Annotated in this window: 17 protein-coding genes; 1 reads left to right on the plus strand and 16 read right to left on the minus strand. The window is 72.9% G+C overall.

Annotation, left to right across the window (positions count from 1 at the left end; genetic code table 11):
• Positions 1 to 43: 43 nt before the first annotated feature.
• The 12 genes from ACH9EU_RS12545 to ACH9EU_RS12600 form a co-directional block, all read right to left on the minus strand.
• Positions 44 to 955 (minus strand): F0F1 ATP synthase subunit gamma, encoded by a 912-nt coding sequence (locus ACH9EU_RS12545; RefSeq protein WP_396414247.1) that lies wholly within the window; start codon positions 953 to 955, stop codon positions 44 to 46.
• A gap of 54 nt (positions 956 to 1,009) precedes the next feature.
• Positions 1,010 to 2,635: a F0F1 ATP synthase subunit alpha gene (atpA, locus tag ACH9EU_RS12550; RefSeq protein WP_396414248.1), complete on the minus strand. Its 1,626-nt coding sequence runs from the start codon at positions 2,633 to 2,635 to the stop codon at positions 1,010 to 1,012.
• Between the two features lie 155 nt (positions 2,636 to 2,790).
• Entirely contained in the window at positions 2,791 to 3,603 is an 813-nt protein-coding gene (locus ACH9EU_RS12555) for a F0F1 ATP synthase subunit delta (RefSeq protein ID WP_396414249.1), read from the minus strand.
• Positions 3,603 to 4,157: a F0F1 ATP synthase subunit B gene (locus ACH9EU_RS12560; RefSeq protein ID WP_396414250.1), complete on the minus strand. Its 555-nt coding sequence runs from the start codon at positions 4,155 to 4,157 to the stop codon at positions 3,603 to 3,605. The genes ACH9EU_RS12555 and ACH9EU_RS12560 overlap by 1 nt, the downstream gene beginning before the upstream one ends.
• A gap of 51 nt (positions 4,158 to 4,208) precedes the next feature.
• A complete protein-coding gene (locus tag ACH9EU_RS12565) occupies positions 4,209 to 4,409 on the minus strand; it encodes a F0F1 ATP synthase subunit C (protein ID WP_396414251.1) in 201 nt (66 codons plus the stop codon).
• Positions 4,410 to 4,525: 116 nt separating this feature from the next.
• Complete coding sequence (gene atpB, locus ACH9EU_RS12570) at positions 4,526 to 5,260, minus strand: F0F1 ATP synthase subunit A (RefSeq protein WP_396414252.1); 735 nt, start codon at positions 5,258 to 5,260, stop codon at positions 4,526 to 4,528.
• 93 nt (positions 5,261 to 5,353) lie between these two features.
• Positions 5,354 to 5,788: a hypothetical protein gene (locus ACH9EU_RS12575; protein ID WP_396414253.1), complete on the minus strand. Its 435-nt coding sequence runs from the start codon at positions 5,786 to 5,788 to the stop codon at positions 5,354 to 5,356.
• Positions 5,785 to 6,219: a hypothetical protein gene (locus ACH9EU_RS12580; RefSeq protein WP_396414254.1), complete on the minus strand. Its 435-nt coding sequence runs from the start codon at positions 6,217 to 6,219 to the stop codon at positions 5,785 to 5,787. The genes ACH9EU_RS12575 and ACH9EU_RS12580 overlap by 4 nt, the downstream gene beginning before the upstream one ends.
• Positions 6,216 to 7,337, minus strand: coding sequence for an MraY family glycosyltransferase (locus ACH9EU_RS12585; RefSeq protein WP_396414255.1), 1,122 nt, complete (start codon positions 7,335 to 7,337; stop codon positions 6,216 to 6,218). The genes ACH9EU_RS12580 and ACH9EU_RS12585 overlap by 4 nt, the downstream gene beginning before the upstream one ends.
• Entirely contained in the window at positions 7,334 to 9,250 is a 1,917-nt protein-coding gene (locus ACH9EU_RS12590; RefSeq protein ID WP_396414256.1) for a polysaccharide biosynthesis protein, read from the minus strand. Before ACH9EU_RS12590 ends, ACH9EU_RS12585 begins: the two co-directional genes overlap by 4 nt.
• Before the next feature lie 55 nt (positions 9,251 to 9,305).
• Positions 9,306 to 10,160, minus strand: coding sequence for a glycosyltransferase (locus tag ACH9EU_RS12595; RefSeq protein WP_396414257.1), 855 nt, complete (start codon positions 10,158 to 10,160; stop codon positions 9,306 to 9,308).
• Positions 10,161 to 10,164: 4 nt separating this feature from the next.
• A complete protein-coding gene (locus tag ACH9EU_RS12600) occupies positions 10,165 to 11,076 on the minus strand; it encodes a glycosyl transferase (protein WP_396414258.1) in 912 nt (303 codons plus the stop codon).
• Positions 11,077 to 11,274: 198 nt separating this feature from the next.
• Between ACH9EU_RS12600 and ACH9EU_RS12605 the strand changes: the two genes are divergently transcribed.
• The gene (locus ACH9EU_RS12605; RefSeq protein WP_396414259.1) at positions 11,275 to 12,246 is read left to right on the plus strand and encodes an NAD-dependent epimerase/dehydratase family protein; all 972 of its coding nucleotides are present in this window, start codon (positions 11,275 to 11,277) and stop codon (positions 12,244 to 12,246) included.
• A gap of 102 nt (positions 12,247 to 12,348) precedes the next feature.
• Here ACH9EU_RS12605 and ACH9EU_RS12610 read toward each other — a convergent pair whose 3' ends face one another.
• From ACH9EU_RS12610 to rho, 4 genes are all read right to left on the minus strand, one after another.
• Positions 12,349 to 13,347: an L-threonylcarbamoyladenylate synthase gene (locus ACH9EU_RS12610; RefSeq protein ID WP_396414260.1), complete on the minus strand. Its 999-nt coding sequence runs from the start codon at positions 13,345 to 13,347 to the stop codon at positions 12,349 to 12,351.
• Positions 13,344 to 14,258, minus strand: a complete 915-nt coding sequence (gene prmC / locus ACH9EU_RS12615; protein ID WP_396414261.1) for a peptide chain release factor N(5)-glutamine methyltransferase — start codon at positions 14,256 to 14,258, stop codon at positions 13,344 to 13,346. The genes ACH9EU_RS12610 and prmC overlap by 4 nt, the downstream gene beginning before the upstream one ends.
• An 8-nt stretch (positions 14,259 to 14,266) precedes the next feature.
• The gene (gene prfA, locus ACH9EU_RS12620; protein WP_396414262.1) at positions 14,267 to 15,349 is read right to left on the minus strand and encodes a peptide chain release factor 1; all 1,083 of its coding nucleotides are present in this window, start codon (positions 15,347 to 15,349) and stop codon (positions 14,267 to 14,269) included.
• A gap of 114 nt (positions 15,350 to 15,463) precedes the next feature.
• Positions 15,464 to 17,647, minus strand: coding sequence for a transcription termination factor Rho (gene rho / locus ACH9EU_RS12625; protein WP_396414263.1), 2,184 nt, complete (start codon positions 17,645 to 17,647; stop codon positions 15,464 to 15,466).
• Positions 17,648 to 17,695: the final 48 nt, after the last annotated feature.

Genomic DNA, 17,695 nt, shown 5'->3' on the forward strand with positions numbered 1-17,695 from the left:
ACTGTTTCGAGGTGGGTGGTTGCTGGATCGCCGGCGGGGCCCGTCACAGGGCCTCTGCGCCGCTCACGATCTCGGTGAGCTCGGTGGTGATCGCGGCCTGCCGGGCGTTGTTCATCAGGCGGGTGTACTTCTTGATCAGCTCGTCCGCGTTGTCCCCGGCGGCCTTCATGGCGCGCTGGCGCGCCGCGAGCTCGCTGGTGGCGGCGTTGGCCAGGCTCGCGTACAGCCGGGCGTCGATGTAGCGCGGGAGCACGGCGTCGAGGAAATCCTCCGGGTTCGGCTCGAAGTCGAAGTGGTGGTTCGTCTCCTCGATCTCGGCGTACTCCTCGGCCACCTCGTCCGTGAGGGCGTTGGCGTCGACGACCTCGAGCGGCAGCAGGCGCAGCACCCGCGGCTCCTGCGTCACCATGGACCGGAACACCGTGTAGACGATGTGGATCTCGTCCACGCCGCCGTCCTCGTAGGCGGTCTCGAGGTCCTCGACGAGCACCTGCCGCAGCTCCCGCGCCCGCTCCGGGTCGGCGCTGTCGGTGTCGCCCGTCCAGGTCCGCTCGTAGGTGCGGTGCCGGAAGTCGAAGTACGCCTGTGCCTTGCGGCCGATCAGGTAGATCTTGACGTCCTTGCCCTCGGCCCGGAGCAGCTCCATGAGCCCCTCCGCCTCCTTGAGCACGTTGGAGGAGTAGGACCCCGCCAGGCCACGGTCCGAGGTCATGATGACGACGGCGGACCGGCGCACCTCGTCTGCCCGCGTGGTCAGGACATGGGAGACGTTGTGCTGGCTGGCGACCTGCGAGACGGCGCGGGTCAGCGCGTTGGCGTACGGCCGCGCCGCGTTCACGCGCTGCCGGGACCGGTTGATGCGCGAGGTCGCGATCATCTCCATGGCCTTGAAGATCTTCTTCATGGACTTGGTCGACGCGATCTTGTTCCGGTAGACCCGGATCTGCGCTCCCATGTGACTTCCTTTCGTCACCGGGGCCGGTGCGCTGGGCGCGCACCGGCCCGCCGGCTACTTCTTGACGATCCGTTCCTGGTCGACCGCGGAGGCGTCGAGGGGCTCGTGCTCCTCGTGGCCCGGCTCGATGCCGTGCTTGGTGCCGCGGAAGTCCCGCTTGACCTCGGCCACGGCCGTCTCCAGGGCGGAGATCGCGTCGTCCTCGAGCTTGCCGGTCCCGGCGATGGAGTCCAGGACGTTGGTCGTGCGGCGCACCTGGTCGAGCAGGGCCTGCTCGAAGTCCAGCACGTCGGCGACCTCGACCTCGTCGAGGTGACCGTTGGTGCCGGCCCAGATGGACACGACCTGGTCCTCGACCGCGTACGGGTTGTACTGCTTCTGCTTCAGCAGCTCCATGAGGCGGGCGCCGCGGGTCAGCTGCTGCCGGGAGGCGGCGTCGAGGTCGGAGGCGAACATCGCGAACGCCTCCATGGCCCGGTAGGAGGCCAGCTCGAGCTTGAGCGTGCCGGAGACCTTCTTCATGGCCTTGATCTGCGCCGCACCGCCCACGCGGGACACGGAGACGCCGACGTCGACGGCCGGACGCTGGTTGGCGTTGAAGAGGTCCGACTGCAGGAAGATCTGACCGTCGGTGATCGAGATGACGTTGGTCGGGATGAACGCCGACACGTCGTTCGCCTTCGTCTCGACCAGCGGCAGGCCCGTCATGGAGCCAGCGCCCAGCTCGTCGGAGAGCTTGGCGCAGCGCTCCAGGAGGCGGGAGTGCAGGTAGAACACGTCGCCCGGGTAGGCCTCGCGCCCCGGCGGGCGGCGCAGCAGCAGGGACACGGCGCGGTACGCCTCGGCCTGCTTGGACAGGTCGTCGAAGACGATCAGGACGTGCTTGCCGCCGTACATCCAGTGCTGGCCGATGGCCGAGCCCGCGTAGGGGGCCAGGTACTTGATGCCCGCGGGGTCGGAGGCGGGCGCCGCCACGATGGTGGTGTACTCGAGCGCGCCGTTGTCCTCGAGGGTCTGGCGCACGCCGGCGATGGTCGAGGCCTTCTGGCCGATCGCCACGTAGACGCAGCGGACCTGCTTGTCGACGTCGCCGGACTCCCAGTTGGCCCGCTGGTTGAGGATCGCGTCCAGCGCGATCGCGGACTTGCCGGTCTGGCGGTCGCCGATGATCAGCTGACGCTGACCGCGCCCGATCGGGATCATGGCGTCGATGGCCTTGATGCCGGTCTGCAGCGGCTCGTGGACGGACTTGCGCATGGTCACGCCCGGCGCCTGCAGCTCGAGGGCGCGCCGGCCCTCCGCCTCGATGGGGCCGAGGTCGTCCAGGGGCTGTCCCAGCGGGTCGACCACACGGCCGAGGTAGGCGTCGCCCACGGGCACGGAGAGGACCTCCCCGGTGCGGTGCACCTCCTGGCCCTCCTCGATGCCGCGGAACTCGCCGAGGATGACGACGCCGATGTCGCGGGTGTCCAGGTTCTGCGCCAGGCCGAGGACGCCGTTCTCGAAGCGCAGCAGCTCGTTGGCCATGACCGAGGGCAGTCCCTCGACCCGGGCGATGCCGTCGGCGGCGCTGCTGACCCGACCGACCTCGACTCGTTCTGCGGTGCCGGGCTCGTAGGACGCGGCGAACTCGCTGAGCGCGCTGCGGACCTCGTCGGCATTGATGGTGACTTCGGACATCGTCTGTCCCTGCTCTCCTAGTTCGTGATCACTGCGTCGGCGGTGACCGTGCGTCCATTCTGGGGCGGACCCTCCCGGTGGCCGCCGGCCGTGCGGTCCGGCCGGAGCGCGCCCGGGACGGCGCCGCGGGGGGTCCTGCCGGACCCCGGGTCGGGTCAGGCGCTGATCCGCTGGCGGAGCTCGTCGAGACGGGTCGCGACGGAACCGTCGATGACCTCCTCGCCGATCTGCACCCTGAGCCCACCCAGCAGCGCCGGATCGACCTCCACCGCAAGCTTCAGTTCCTTGCCGTACAGCGTGTTCAGCTGGTCCTGCAGACGCCGGACCTGGTCCTCGCCCAGCGGCCGGGAGGTGGTGACGTGCGCGATCCACTGCTGCCGGCGGGCGGCGACCTCCTCCGCGAAACGCTCGACGAGGCGGCCCACCAGGGCCCCCCGGGGCGAGAGGACCGCCTGCTCGATGAGCAGCAGCGCCTCCTCCGAGGCCTCGGGAGCGAGCCGCCGTGCCAGGCGGGTCTTCGCGTCGACGTCCGCCCGCGGGTCGCCCATGGCTCGCTGCAGCTCGTGGGAGCCGTCCAGCACGCCCTTGAACGCGATCAGCCGGTCGACGACCTCGTCGAGGGCCGCCAGACCGCCACGGTTCTCGGCGGAGGCGGCCGCGACGAGCACGCCGGCGGCCTCGAGGGCGTCCGAGAACTCCCGGTCGTCGCTCCAGCGGCGCTCCACCAGGGCCGCGACGATCTCCACGGCGCTGTCGGACACCTTGCCGGCGAAGATCCGGCGGACGGCCTGCGCCCGGTGCGACCCGTCGTAGGAGGGGTCGATGAGCGCCCGGCGCAGCGCGCCGTTCTCGTCGAGGACGGCCAGCACGCCGAAGAGCTCACGCGCGAGCGAGGGGCCGGCGGAACCGGCCCACCGCTCGACGAGTCCGGTGACCTGATGACGGGTTTCCTGCGATGCGCCGGCCATTATCGAGCCGCACCTGCGCTGCGCCGCTGCTCGTCGTCGAGGTCCGCGAGGAACCTGTCGACGACCCGGTTGGCGCGGGCGTCGTCGTCGAGCGACTCGCCCACGATCTTCGCCGCGAGGGTGGTGGCCAGGGTGCCGACCTCGGTCCGGAGGGAGACCACGGCCGCCGCGCGCTCCGCCTCGATCGCCCGGTGGGCGTTCTCGGTGATGCGTGCCGACTCAGCGTTCGCCCGGTCCTTGAAGTCCGCCAGGATCTTCTCGCCCTCGACGCGGGCCTCCTCGCGGATCTTCTGAGCCTCCAGGCGGGCGCTCTCGAGCTGCTGGTTGTACTCGTCCCGGGCGGCGTCCGCCTCGGCCTGGGCGGCCTGGGCCTTCGCCAGACCCCCCTCGATGGCCTCGGTGCGCTCGCTGTAGACCCGCTCGAACGCCGGCACGATGAACTTGATGGCGATGAAGAGGAGGATCAGGAACCCGAGACCGGTGATCAGCATCTCCCAGACGTCCGGGATGAGGGGGCTGGCCCCCTCTTCAGCTGCCAGTATTACGGTGTTCATACGTGCGATTCCTGTTCTTTAGTGAGGAATTTTTCCGGGCGCTCGGGTCGGTCAGAGCAGTGCGAGCACGAAGCCCAGGATGGCCAGCGCCTCGACCACGGCGAAGCCCATGAACAGGATCGGCTGGATCACGCGCTGGGCCTCGGGCTGGCGGGCCACGGCCTGCATGTACGCGGCGAAGATCAGGCCCACGCCGATGCCACCGCCGATGGCGGCCAGACCGTAACCGATAACGCTGAGCGAACCTTCCATTGTGGATGTTTCCTTTCTAGGTGCCCGGGGGACGGGCGTCGTAGCCGTGATCGGCTCTGGACAGCTTGGGGGTGGTCGGTCGGGTCCGGACGGCGCCGGACCGGGTCCTCACCGGGTCAGTGCCCCTCCTGGAGGGCGCCCTGGACGTACACGGCGAAGAGGAGGGTGAAGATGTAGGCCTGCAGGACCTGGATCAGGACCTCCAGGAAGTAGATGAACAGCCCCAGGACCACGGAGAGCACGGAGGTCGCGGCACCCAGCCCGCCCATCTCGGTGATCAGGAACGCGGTCATCGACGCGGCCACCATGATGGCGATGTGTCCGGCGAACATGGTCGCGAACACACGCAGGGCGTGCGTGACGGGGCGGATCACGAGGTTCGAGAGGAACTCGATGGGGATGAGCAGGACGTAGAGGATCTTCGGCACGTCCGGCGGCATGGTCATCTTGCCCATGAAGTGGCCGAAGCCGTGGCGCTTGATGCCCATCACGACCCACGTGACGTAGGCGATCCCGGCCAGCACGTAGGCGGCGCCGGGGTGCGAGATGCTCGGCAGCTGCAGGAGCGGGACGGAGCCGAAGAAGTTGTTCACCAGGATGAAGAAGAAGAAGGTGAACAGCAGGGGGATGTAGGGGCGGAAGTCGTGCTCGCCGATGATGTCACGGCCCAGGTGGTTGCGGACGAAGCCGTAGCCGACCTCTCCCAGGTACTGCCCCTTGGACGGGACCAGGGCCTGCCGGCGCACGGCCCACATGAAGAACCCGGCCACCAGGACCACCGAGAGGGCCACGAGAAGCATCTGCTTGCCGAGGGCGAAGGAACCGAGCTCCAGGAGCGGGGGGAGATGCATGTCCTCGACGGTCGGAGCTTGGAAGCCTCCGGCAGCAGGGAGCCTCAGGGCGGCGGTCAATGCGGGTCCTTTCTGCAGTGTCCTGGCCGAGAATCACGGTCGAGGCGCCGAGTCCGGTCCAGACGGATGCGTGTCGTCCGGGTCCTGTCCGTCCGAGGACGAGCCGCGGGTGAGCCCGTCCTGCAGGTGGAGGTACACGATGTAGATCCCGGAGGCGGCGCCGATGCACGCGCCCAGGACCACGATCCACTGGGTTCCCAGCAGGCGATCCGCACCCCACCCTACCAAACTCCAGAACCCCATCCCGATCACCACGTAGAGGAGTGTCGCGAGGCCTCCGGCCCATCCTCCGGCCTCGACCAGCTCCCCCGCCGTGCGCAGCCGGGAGCCCCGGGACGGCCCTCTGGAGGCCCGCCCGGCCACGCCGTTCCCGCGCGGCCCGTCCTCGCCGGGGGCCGGCCGGCCGTCGTCCGGTCGGTCGTCGCGCGGCCTGTCGTCGTGCGGCCTGTCGTCGTCGTGCGCGCTCATGGTGGTGTCCCCTCCCCCGGTCCGCCGCCCGGACCGTCCTCCTGGTGCGGCCCGGTGCCGGGCGCCGGTGCGTCGCCCGGCACGTCCGTCTCGTGACGCGCTGCGCGGGCCTGCCGGCCGGCCGGCTCCGCCGCGGCGGCACGGCTCGCCCGGGCCGTCCACACGGCCTGGGCCGTGAGCCAACCGGCGAGGCTCAGCAGCACCGCGCCGGCGAGCCACCACTGCTCGAGCCACGGGGGTCTCGGCACGTTGAGCAGGATCCAGCCCAGCACAAAGGCCTTGACCAGGTAGGTCACGGCGAGGGCGGGTGCCACGGCCGTGGGCGAGACGGGTGTCACGGCCCGGACCACGAGCAGGCTGATCCCCAGGACCACCCCCACGAGCCCTGCTCCCACCGCCGCGCTGAGCAGGGCGCCGGCCGCGGGGCTCACCGGCGCGACTCCTCCCGGCCGCGGACGCCCGCACGGCGGACGAGCAGCGCCGGGAGGGCGACGTAGAGCGCCAGGACCGCGACCGCGAAGACCCCGGCGGCGGCCGTGGCGGCCGGACCGGCGCGCAGCCCGGCGACCGAGACCACGCTGACCAGCACGGTCGCGGCGGTGACGACGAGCGCCGAGCCGAGGTGGCTCAGCCCCGCGTCGGTGAGTCGCTGGTAGACGTGCTGGCGGTGCGGCCGGTACCACGCCTCCCCCGCCCGGATCCGGCGCAGCAGGGTCACCGAGGTGTCGGCCACGTAGACGGCCAGCGGCGGCAGCAGGTACTCCACGTAGACGCCGGAGAGGAACGCGGCGACGGCGATGCCCGCGAGGGACCCGCCCAGCAGGTAGGAGCCGACGTCCCCGAGGAAGACGGTGCCGCGGCCGAGGTTCCAGGGCAGGAAGCCCGCGAAGCCGCCCGCCACGGCCAGGCCCGCGGCGACCATCCACGGGAGGTCGTTCGAGGCTCCCGCCCAGGCGTAGAGCAGGCCGGCTGCGAGTCCGTGCAGGCCCGAGATCCCGTTGATCCCGTCCATGAAGTTGGCCATGTTGACGTAGGCCGCGACGGCGAGGGTGCCCACGGGCAGCCACCACGCGGAGGTGCCCAGGACGGTGACGAGCACCGACGTGGCCGCCAGCCCGATCGCCAGCTGGACGGCCAGGCGGATCCGCACGGAGACGCCGCGGTAGTCCTCGGCCCACCCCAGCCCCGCGCACAGCCCGGCCACGGCCAGGACCACGAGCGCCACCGAACGGTCCACCTCGATCGCCCCGGTGGCCAGGGCCAGCCCGTCGGCCAGGAGCACGGCGGCGGCCACGGCCAGTCCCATGCCGCGGATGACCGTGCGCTGGTGCGAGGAGCGTTCCGTGGGGACGTCCACGACCCCCCAGCGGGCCAGCAGGGGCTTGACCACCAGGGGCAGCACCAGGCTCAGGACGAGCGCGGGGAGCCCGACGGTCAGGGCGAGCTCTGCGAGCCGGCGCAGCTCCTCGGGACCGGGGGCGGCGCCCGGGTCCGTGAGCTCCAGCCCGGCCGGACCCGGGGCCGGCAGCCGGGGCACCACGGCGCTCACGACGCCCGCCCCGAGGAGCTGCGGGGCTGCTGCACCGAGGTGGGCGGGGGCTGCGTGGAGGCCTGGACGACCGGGATCCTTCCCGTGTAGACCATGCCGCCGCGCACCTTCCAGGTGTGCCGGTCCAGCTGCTGCGGGTCGAGCCGTTCGGCGCGCGCGTGGGAGATCTTGGGGTGGAAGGGACGTTCGTCCGTCTCGCCGAGGCCGATGAGGTCCTCGTGCAGCTTCTCCCCCGGCCGCAGGCCCGTGATCTCGATCTCGACGTCCTCGCGTCCGCTCATCACCCGCAGCCGCTCGGCGATGTCCATGATCCGCACGGGCTCGCCCATGTCCAGGATGAGGACCTCTCCGCCGCGGGCGATGGCCCCGGCCTGGATGACCAGCTGGCAGGCCTCGGGGATCGTCATGAAGTACCGGGTGGCCTCCGGGTGGGTCACCGTGATGGGTCCGCCCTGGCGGATCTGCTCCGTGAACAGCGGGAGCATGGACCCCCGGGAGCCGAAGACGTTGCCGAAGCGCACGGACACGTAGCGGCGTCCCGTCCGGTCGGCCGTCCACGCGGTAAGCTTCTCCGCGACGCGCTTGGAGTGACCGAGTGCGGTGGTGGGGTTGGCGGCCTTGTCCGTGGAGATGTTCACGAACACCTCGACGTCGACCGCCTGGGCGGCCTGCAGGACGTTGAGCGTGCCCAGGACGTTCGTCTTCCACGCCTCGTCCGGGTACTGCTCGAGCAGCGACACGTGCTTGAGGGCGGCCGCGTGGAAGACCACCTGGGGGCGTCGGTCCCGGAAGATCGCCCCGACGGACTCCGGGTCCCGGATGTCGGCCAGGACGGTGTCGCGGCCGTCCAGCAGCCCGCGCCCGGTGATCGAGATCTGCGTGGCCTGCAGCGCGGACTCGTCACGGTCCACCATGATCAGCTCCGCCGGTTCGAAGCACACGAGCTGGCGGCACAGCTCCGAGCCGATCGAGCCGCCGGCACCGGTCACCAGCACGCGCCGGCCCTTCACGTAGCCCGCGATCTCGTCGACGTCGATGTCCACCGGCCGCCGGCCGATGAGGTCCTCCATGCTGATGTCCCGGAAGTCCACGGACTTGTGCTTGGCGGTGAGCACCTCGCCGATCGGGGGCATGGTCATGACGCGGATCCCCGTGCCCGCCACGGCGTCGGCGACCCGGTGCATCAGCCGGGGCTCGGGGTCGGAGACCGCGACGATCAGCACGGACGCGCGCGTGCGGGCCATGACGTCGTGGAGGTCGTGGAGGGTCCCGAGGACGGGCACGGAGGAGATCCGTCGGTGCTTCTTCGCGGGGTCGTCGTCGATCAGCGCCACGGGCAGGAACTGCGAGTTCGGGTCCTGCATCATCCGGTGGACGAGGAACGTCCCGAGATAGCCGGCCCCGTAGATCACCACGTGCTGGGCGGAGGCGCCGGGCCGGGCGGAGGCCTCCTGGTACATCCGCTTGAGGTAGCGGAAGGCCGCCATGAACAGGCACGCGAAGGGGAAGGCGATCAGGGCGGTCGAGCGCGGGATGCCGATGCTGGTGCCCAGCACGAGGAGCAGCACCTGGATCACGGCCGTGACGATGAGCGTCACCACCACGAGCAGCTTGGCCTCGTCGAAGCTGCCGAAGGAGTACCGCCCCTTGTAGAGGGCGAAGGAGAAGCCGACGACGAGCTGGGCGGCCACGGCCACCGCGGACACGAGCAGCAGCCCGGGGACGCTGATGAACTGCAGGGCCATCTCGTAGCGGAGCACCAGCGCCAGCAGGAGGGCCACCGCCCAGGCCGCGGAGTCCAGCAGCATCTGGATCCACAGCCAGGCCACGGGCTTCTCCGGCCCGCCGCCGCGGGGGGCCGCGCCCCGGGGCACCGCCGTGCGGCCGGTGGAGCGCTGGAGCTCACCACTCATCGGGTCGTTCCTCTCGTGGTCGGTGCCGGGGGGGGCGGGTGCGGGGGCCGGACGGTCAGCGCCGGGGTGCGCCGACCATGGCCCGGTACGCGTGCTCCCGGACCCGGGTGGGGACGAAGCGGTAGCCTCCGCGCACCACCACGTTGCCCACCCATTGTAGGAACCCCACGTGGCCGATCCCGCGCAGCCTGGCCTGCAGGGCGAGCTCGGCGCGGAACACCCGCCATCCGCCGCGGCGTTCGTAGGAGCCCGCGGAGACCCGGTAGCCCACCAGGGGCTCGGCGACGTTGCGGACGTCGGCGCCCGCGTGCAGCATCCGCACCCACAGCCAGTAGTCCTCCGCCAGGGGCACGTCCTCGTAGCCGCCCACGGCCAGCACGGCCGGACGCCGGAACACGACGGTGGGGTGGCTCACGGGGTTGCGCCGCCGGGAGACGGCCAGGATGTCCCGCTCCCCCACCGGTGCCCGGCGCAGGGCCAGCGGGCGGTGCTCGTCGTCGCCGATCTCGTGCATCGACGCGCCGACCAGGTCGGCGCCCGCCTCGACGACCGGCAGCTGCACCGCGAAGCGCCGGGGGTAGGAGACGTCGTCGGCGTCGGCGCGGGCCACGACGTCGTGCGTGCACCGGGCGAGGCCGGCGTTGAGCGCGGCGGTGAGCCCCGCGTTGCGCTCGAGGTCCACGCGCACGACCGGCACGGGAAGCTCCCGCGCCAAGCGGCCCAGCTCCTCCTCCAGCTCCTCGGGGACGGGTCCGTCGCGCACGATCACGAGCTCGGCCGGGCGGCGCTGCTGGTCGACCGTGCTGGACTCGGCCGCGCGGCGCACCCGCCCCACCGTGTCGGCCCGGTAGACGGGCATGAGCACGGAGAACGGGAGGGGCGTCCCGGGGCCGGAGGAGGACGGCGTCATGGTCTCACCGCGGGCCGCCGAAGCCGCGCCCGCGCATCCCGCCCACGTAGCGGCCCGCCCACTGCGCGAGCCCCCGGGGGTCCCGCCGGCGCAGGTAGTAGAGGGGGTAGCCCACGAGGTCGGCCCCGAGCTGGACGACCCGCTTGTAGTGCCACGTGGTCCAGCCCCGGTTGCGGAAGAAGTGCGCGCGCTTGAACTCTGTCTCGGGCACCACGACCTTGAGCCGGCCGGGGATCACCTCGTGCTCCTCGCCCCAGCCCGGCGGGTGCGCCACGGCCGCCCGCGTGGTCGTGCCGAAGGGCAGCCCGGAGCGGCGCAGCCGGACGAGGAAGTCCACCTCGTCCCCGCGCAGGAACAGCTTGAGGTCGGGCAGCCCGACGCGGAAGAACACGTCCTCGGCCACGAGGGCGCCGTTGAAGAACGCGGCGTGTCCGGGCAGGAAGCCGAGGGGCTCCAGTGCGGCCCGGGAGTGCGTGATCCGCCCGTCGAGGCGGTACGAGAAGGCCAGCGCGGAGTGGTCCTGCGGGGCCACGATGAGGGGAGAGACCACCGAGAGCTCCCGCCGTGCCGCCTCCTCCAGGAGCACCTCGAGGCAGTCGGCGTGCTCGGGGTGCGCGTCGTCGTCCATGAGCCAGACGCGCCCCGCCCCGGTCGCCAGGGCGGTGAGGATGGCCAGGGAGAAGCCCCCCGCCCCGCCCAGGTTCGCGAGCGACCGGACGTACTCGAGCGCGAAGGCGCCGCCGATCGCTTCCTCGAGCCGCTGCCGCGGCAGCGGCTCCCGGCCGGCGTCGACCAGGCACAGCGAGGCCACCGGCACGGTCTGCGCCCGCAGGGCGGAGACCAGCGTCAGGACGTCCTCGTGCCGGTCCTGGGTCACGCAGGCCACCGCCACCGTGGGCGTGGGGTCGGACGGCATGCGGCTCCTCCGGGTCGGTCGGGGTGGGCGGCCGGTGCGCCGCCGGGGCGGGCGCGGGGCCGTGCCGAGTCTAGCAAGGGGCCCGCCCCCGGCCGGGCCGCGTCGCCCGGGCCCGGCCGGGGGCGGGTCTGTACGATGAGCGCAACGATCCCGGTCCGGAGGACGACGACCGGCACAGCCCGGCAGAGAGGAAGCACCGTGACATCGACGACGTGGGCCGTCCTGGGAGCGACCGGATTCGTGGGGTCCGCGACCGTGGCCCGGCTCCAGGCGGACGGGCAGACGGTGGTTCCCGTCTCCGCGCCGCGGCTGGCGTCCGGGGCGCACACGGTCCACCACCTGCTCCAGCAGGCCGGCCGGCTCGAGTCCGTGATCGACTACCTCGCCGAGTCCTTCGCCGGCGCGCACGTGGTCGTCAACGCCGCCGGGCTCGCGGCGCCGGACCAGACCCACGAGGAGTCGCTGATCGGGGCCAACGCCCTGCTGCCGGTGCTCGTCGCCCTGGCCGCGCGGCGCACGAGCGTGCGGCGCGTCGTGCACATCAGCTCCGCGGCCGTCCAGGGGGACGTCGACGTCCTGGACGAGACGCCCACGGTCCGGCCCTTCTCCCCCTACTCCTTCTCCAAGGCGCTCGGCGAGAGCGCCCTGCTGAAGCTGCGCCGCGACTGGACGGACGAGCAGCGCGTGCCGGCGCTGACCGTCCTGCGGGGCACCTCCGTCCAGGGCTCGGGCCGGCGGACCACCGCACGCCTGGCCCGCTTCGCGTCCTCCCCCCTGAGCTCCGTGGCCGGGGACGGCACCGCCCACACCCCGGTCACGTCCGTGCACGCCCTGGCCGAGTTCGTCTCCCGCCTCGGCCGGCACCCCGAGCCGTTGCCGCCGGTCGTGCTGCAGCCGTGGGAGGGCGCCACCACCGCCTCGATCCTGCGGGACGCGGGGCGGCGGGAGCCGCACCACCTGCCGGGGCCGCTGTGCCGGCTCGTGGTGGACACCGGCTTCGCCCTCTCCGCACTGGCCGGCCACCGCTGGCACGGGCTGTTCCGCCGGCTCGAGGTCACGTGGTTCGGCCAGCGCCAGGTCCGCGGCTGGGCCGAGGAGCACGACGCGGTGCCCGAGCCGCGGATCAGCGAGGTGCTGCGTCAGGCCCACCTGGCGGCCGGGCGCGGCTGAGCCCCTCGGGGCGCTCACGGAGCCCGAGGAGACACGGTGCTCCGGCCGGTCTCCCGCGGGCGGTTGACCGGCCGGTCCACAACCGGGCCGCGCCCCGGCGCGTCAGGCGCCGCCGCGCCCGCGGGCCACGAGACGGGCGGCCTCGTCCACGGACAGGGGCCGCTGCTCTCCGGGCGCGCCCCGGTGCGGCACGCGCGTGCGGTCCTGGTCCACGGCGGGCCGGGCGGTCCCGGCGCGGGCCACGAGTGCGGCCGCGACGCCCTGGGCCTCGGCGGCCCGTGCGGGGCCCGGCGCGGCGGGCGGTCCGGCGGCCGCCGGCGCGGCCCCCGGGTCGCCGGTCCCCGCCCCGTGCGGGGCCGCCTCCGGGTCAATCTCGCTCACGGCGTGCGAGCCCGAGGGCACGGGCCCGGCCGCCGCGTCCGTCTCCTCGTCCCCGTCGGCCGGCACCACGGAGGCGACGACCTCCCGGAGCCGGGACAGGGCCACGGCCCCGTGCCGGACCAGCACGGGGGTCTCCCCGGTGCAGTCGACGATCGTGGAGGCCGCGGGCCCCCGGCCGGTGCTCCCCGCGGGGCGGGGCCCGTCGTCGAGGTACACCTCCACGGCGTCCCCCAGCATCTCCACGGCCTCGGCCACGCTCGCCGCGGCGGGCCGGCCCGTGCGGTTGGCCGAGGACACGGCCAGCGGCCCGGTCTCGATGAGCAGGGCCTGGGCGAGCTCGTCGTCGGGCACGCGCAGGGCCACGGTCCCGTGGGTCTCGCCGAGGTCCCAGCCCAGCGAGGGGTGGGCGTGGAGGATCAGCGTCAGCCCACCCGGCCAGAACGCGCGGGCGAGCGCGCGGGCGTCGTCGGAGACCTCGTCGGCCAGGCCGTCGAGGACCCCGCTGTGGGCGATCAGCACGGGCGGCGGCATCGCCCGTGAGCGGCCCTTCGCCGCCAGGAGCGTCGCGACGCCACGGCCGGAGAACGCGTTGGCGCCGATGCCGTAGACGGTGTCGGTGGGCAGCACCACGCACCCGTCGGCCGCGAGGGCGCGGCCGGCGTGCTTGAGCCCCGCGGTCCGCTGGGCGATGCTGCTGCAGTCGTAGACGGTGTGGCTCACGGCGTCATTCTCCCATCTCCTCGGTGCGTCCCGTCCACGGCGCCGGGCGCGCCGCCGGGCAGCCGCCCCGCCGTCGCGCGGTCCCGGCCGGTGAGGTCCCGGTGGCCCACGACCGCGACGAGGCCCGCGGCCCGGAACGCGCGGGCGACGGCCGGCGCCTGGACCTCGGCGTGCTCCATGACGAAGAACCCACCGGGACGCAGCAGTCGCACCGCCGAGGCGAGGGCGGCCCGGGGCAGTTCGAGCCCGTCCTCCCCGCCCCCGTACAGGGCAACGCCCGGGTCGTGCTCGCGGGCCTCGGGGTCCCGGGGCACCGCGTCCGCGGGGACGTAGGGAGGGTTCGAGACCACCACGTCGCAGCGACCCTCCAGCTCGGGGAACGCGGTGCGCAGGTCGCCCCGCACCAGTTCGGTGCGCGTGCCGCGCAGGTTCTCCGCGGCCCAGGCGTGGGCGGACTCCGAGAGCTCGACCGCGTGCACGCGCGCCTGGGGCACCTCGTGGGCCACCGACGCCGCGATGGCCCCCGATCCGGTGCCCAGGTCGACGACACGTGGCCGGTGCACCCCCGCGGCCAGCTGTTCGCGCAGCTCGTCGACCACGGTCTGCACCACCGTCTCCGTCTCGGGACGGGGCACGAACACGCCGGGGCCCACCGCCAGGGTGAGGTAGCGGAAGTGGGCCACGCCGGTGAGGTGCTGCAGCGGCACACGGCGGGCACGCTCGGCCACGAGCTCGGCGTAGCCCTCCGGCTCGTCCCCCCCGATGATGGCCCGGGCCTCGACCTCACCCCGGGACAGCCCCGTGAGGTGGCCCGCCAGCAGCAGCGCGTCGGTGCGCGCCGACTCGATCCCCGCGTCGGCGAGCACCTGCTCCGCCCAGCGCACCGCCTGGCCCAGCGACCTGTTCCCCACGGTCCCGCTCAGCCGTCCTGCCGGCCCAGGGCCTCGAGCTGGGCCTGCTCGTCCATCTCCACGGCCGACTGCACCACCGGTTCGAGCTCGCCCGCCATCACGTGGTCGAGGTTGTAGGCCTTGTACCCCGTCCGGTGGTCGTTGATCCGGTTCTCGGGGAAGTTGTAGGTGCGGATCCGCTCCGAGCGGTCCATGGTCCGGACCTGGGAGCGGCGGGCCGCCGCGTTCTCGGCGTCGATCTGCTCCTGCTGGTGCGCGAGGATGCGGGCGCGCAGCACGCGCATGGCCGCCTCCCGGTTCTGCAGCTGCGACTTCTCGTTCTGCATGGCCACGACGATCCCCGTGGGCAGGTGCGTGATGCGCACGGCGGAGTCGGTCGTGTTCACGGACTGCCCGCCGGGGCCCGAGGATCGGTAGACGTCGATCTTCAGGTCGTTCTGGCTGATCTCGACCTCCTCCGGCTCGTCGACCTCCGGGAAGACGAGCACCGCGGCGGCCGAGGTGTGGATGCGCCCCTGCGACTCCGTGACCGGCACCCGTTGCACGCGGTGCACCCCGCCCTCGTACTTCAGGCGCGCCCAGACGCCCTCTGCCGGATCGGTCGCGGAGGACTTGACCGCGACCTGCACGTCCTTGTAGCCGCCGAGGTCGGACTCGGTCGCCGAGATGAACTCGGTCTTCCAGCCGCGGGACTCGGCGTACTTGAGGTACATGCGCAGCAGGTCCCCGGCGAACAGCGCGGACTCGTCTCCGCCCTCGCCGGCCTTGACCTCCAGGATCACGTTGCGCCCGTCGTCGGGGTCGCGCGGGATCAGCAGCCGGCGCAGCCGTTCACGGGCCTCGTCCAGCTGCTCCTCGAGCGCCGGGAGCTCCTCGGCGAACTCGGGCTCCTCGACGGCGAGCTCGCGCGCCGCGCCCAGGTCGCCCTCGAGGCCCTGGACGCGCCGGTGGGCCTCGACGATGCCGTTGAGCTCGGCGTAGCGGCGTCCCAGCCTGCGGGCCCTGCCCTGCTCCGCGTGCACGGCGGGGTCGGCCAGCTGTTCCTGCAGCTCGGCGTGCTCGTCGAGCAGGGACTGGATCGGGTCCGGCATGGGACGCTCCTTCGTCGGGCGGGGTCGGCGGTCCGGGCCGGGCGGCGCCCGGCACGACGACGCCGCCGCGGCCCGGACCGGGGGTCCGGTGCGGGCCGCGGCGGCGTCGGGGTGCTAGCGGTCGCTCTCGGCGCGGGCCGACAGCGTGGTCTTCTGCACCTGGAGCAGGAACTCGGTGTTGGACTGGGTGTCCCGCAGCTTGTTCGTGAGCAGCTCCAGCGCCTGCTGCTGGTCGAGCCCGGAGAGGACGCGGCGCAGCTTCCACATGATCTTGATCTCGTCCGGGGACAGGAGGTTCTCCTCGCGGCGGGTGCCCGAGGAGTTGACGTCCACGGCCGGGTAGATGCGCTTGTCGGCCAGGGACCGGGACAGGCGCAGCTCCATGTTGCCGGTGCCCTTGAACTCCTCGAAGATCACCTCGTCCATCTTGGAGCCGGTCTCCACCAGGGCGGTCGCGAGGATCGTGAGCGAGCCCCCGTTCTCGATGTTGCGGGCCGCGCCGAAGAACTTCTTCGGGGGGTACAGCGCCGCCGAGTCCACGCCGCCCGAGAGGATCCGGCCGGAGGCCGGGGCGGAGAGGTTGTACGCCCGGCCCAGACGGGTCATGGAGTCCAGCAGCACGACCACGTCCATGCCCATCTCCACGAGCCGCTTGGCCCGCTCGATGGCCAGCTCGGCGACCGTGGTGTGATCGTCGGCCGGACGGTCGAAGGTCGAGGCGATGACCTCGCCCTTGACGGTGCGCTGCATGTCCGTGACCTCCTCGGGGCGCTCGTCGACGAGCACCATCATGAGGTGGACCTCGGGGTTGTTCGTGGTGATCGCGTTGGCGATCGCCTGGAGCATCAGCGTCTTGCCCGCCTTGGGCGGGGAGACGATGAGCCCGCGCTGCCCCTTGCCGATGGGGGCCACGAGGTCGACCACGCGGGGCCCGATCTTCTTGGACTCGGTCTCCAGGCGCAGCCGCTCCTGCGGGTACAGCGGGACCAGCTTGCCGAAGTCGACGCGGTCCCGGTTCTCCTCGGTCTTCCGGCCGTTGACCGTGGTCAGCTGCACCAGGGCGTTGAACTTCTGCCGGGAGCTGTTCTGCTGCTCGCCGTCGCGGGGGGCGCGGATGGCGCCGACGACGGCGTCGCCCTTGCGCAGGTTGTGCTTCTTGACCTGCGCGAGGCTGACGTACACGTCGTTCGGTCCGGGCAGGTAGCCGGACGTGCGCACGAACGCGTAGTTGTCGAGCACGTCGAGGATGCCCGCGACGGGCAGCAGGACGTCGTCCTCGGTGAACTCCGTGTCGTCCACCTCGGGGCCGCTGGTGCGCCCCCGGCGGTTGCGCCGTTCGTTGCGCTCGGTGCGGTCCCGGTCGCGGTCGTTGCGGTTGCGGTTGCGCCGGCTGCGGCGGCTGCCGCCCTCCCCGTCCTGGTTCCGGGGGTCCTTGCCGCCCTCGGGGCGGTTGTCCCGCTTGCCGCGGCCGTCGCCCTGGCCCTTGTTGTCCTGGCCGCGGTCACCCTGGCCCTTGTTGTCCTGGCCACGGTCACCCTGGCCCTTGGACTCCTGGCCGCGGTCGCCCTGGCCCTTGGACTCCTGGCCGCGATCACCCTGGCCCTTGTTGTCCTGGCCGCGGTCACCCTGGCCCTTGGACTCCTGGCCACGGCCGCCCTGGCCCTTGTTGTCCTGCCCGCGGTTCTGGTTGCGGCCGCGGTCATCGCGCTCCTCCGCCGAGGGGCGCTCGTCCTCGGCCGGCTGGGTCTGCGCGGCGTCGTCGCGACCCCGATTGCGTCGGCCACGGCCGCGACCGCGGTCGCCCTCGCCCTCCTGGCCGGAGGGCTCCTCGGCGGAGGTGGTCCGCGCGGCGGGCGCGGACTCGGCGGCGCCCTGCTGCTCCGCGGGCGCCTCGGCCCGGCGGGAGCGGCCGCGGCGCTGCGCCTGGCCGTCCTCCGTGGACCGGGCCGGCCGTCCGCCCTCGGCGGGCTGCTGCCCGGAGTCGCTCTCCTCGGCGGCCGGGGCCGGCTGCTCCGCCGAGCGGTCCGCGGTCTTCTCGCCCGTCCTGTCCGCCGTCTTCTCGACGGTCTCGGCGATCTTCTGCTCCACCGCCCGGTCCCGGTCGGCCACGGCACCGCCTCGCTGGTGGGCGGCGATCGCGTCGACCAGCAGGCTCTTGCGCATCCGGCGGGCGCCGGTGATGCCGAGCTGCGAGGCGAGCGCCTGGAGCTGGGCGAGCTTGAGCGCCGACAGGCCGGCGCTGCGGGGATCGCTGGTGGTCTCTTCCGTACCTGTGGAAAGGTCGGTGGTCTCGGTCACGAAGTGTCCTTCTCCCTCGGTGGGGGGTCCATGGATCTCAGAGTCCAG

This window comes from Kocuria rhizosphaerae, from assembly GCF_044462265.1.
Taxonomy (GTDB): Bacteria; Actinomycetota; Actinomycetes; order Actinomycetales; family Micrococcaceae; genus Kocuria; species Kocuria rhizosphaerae.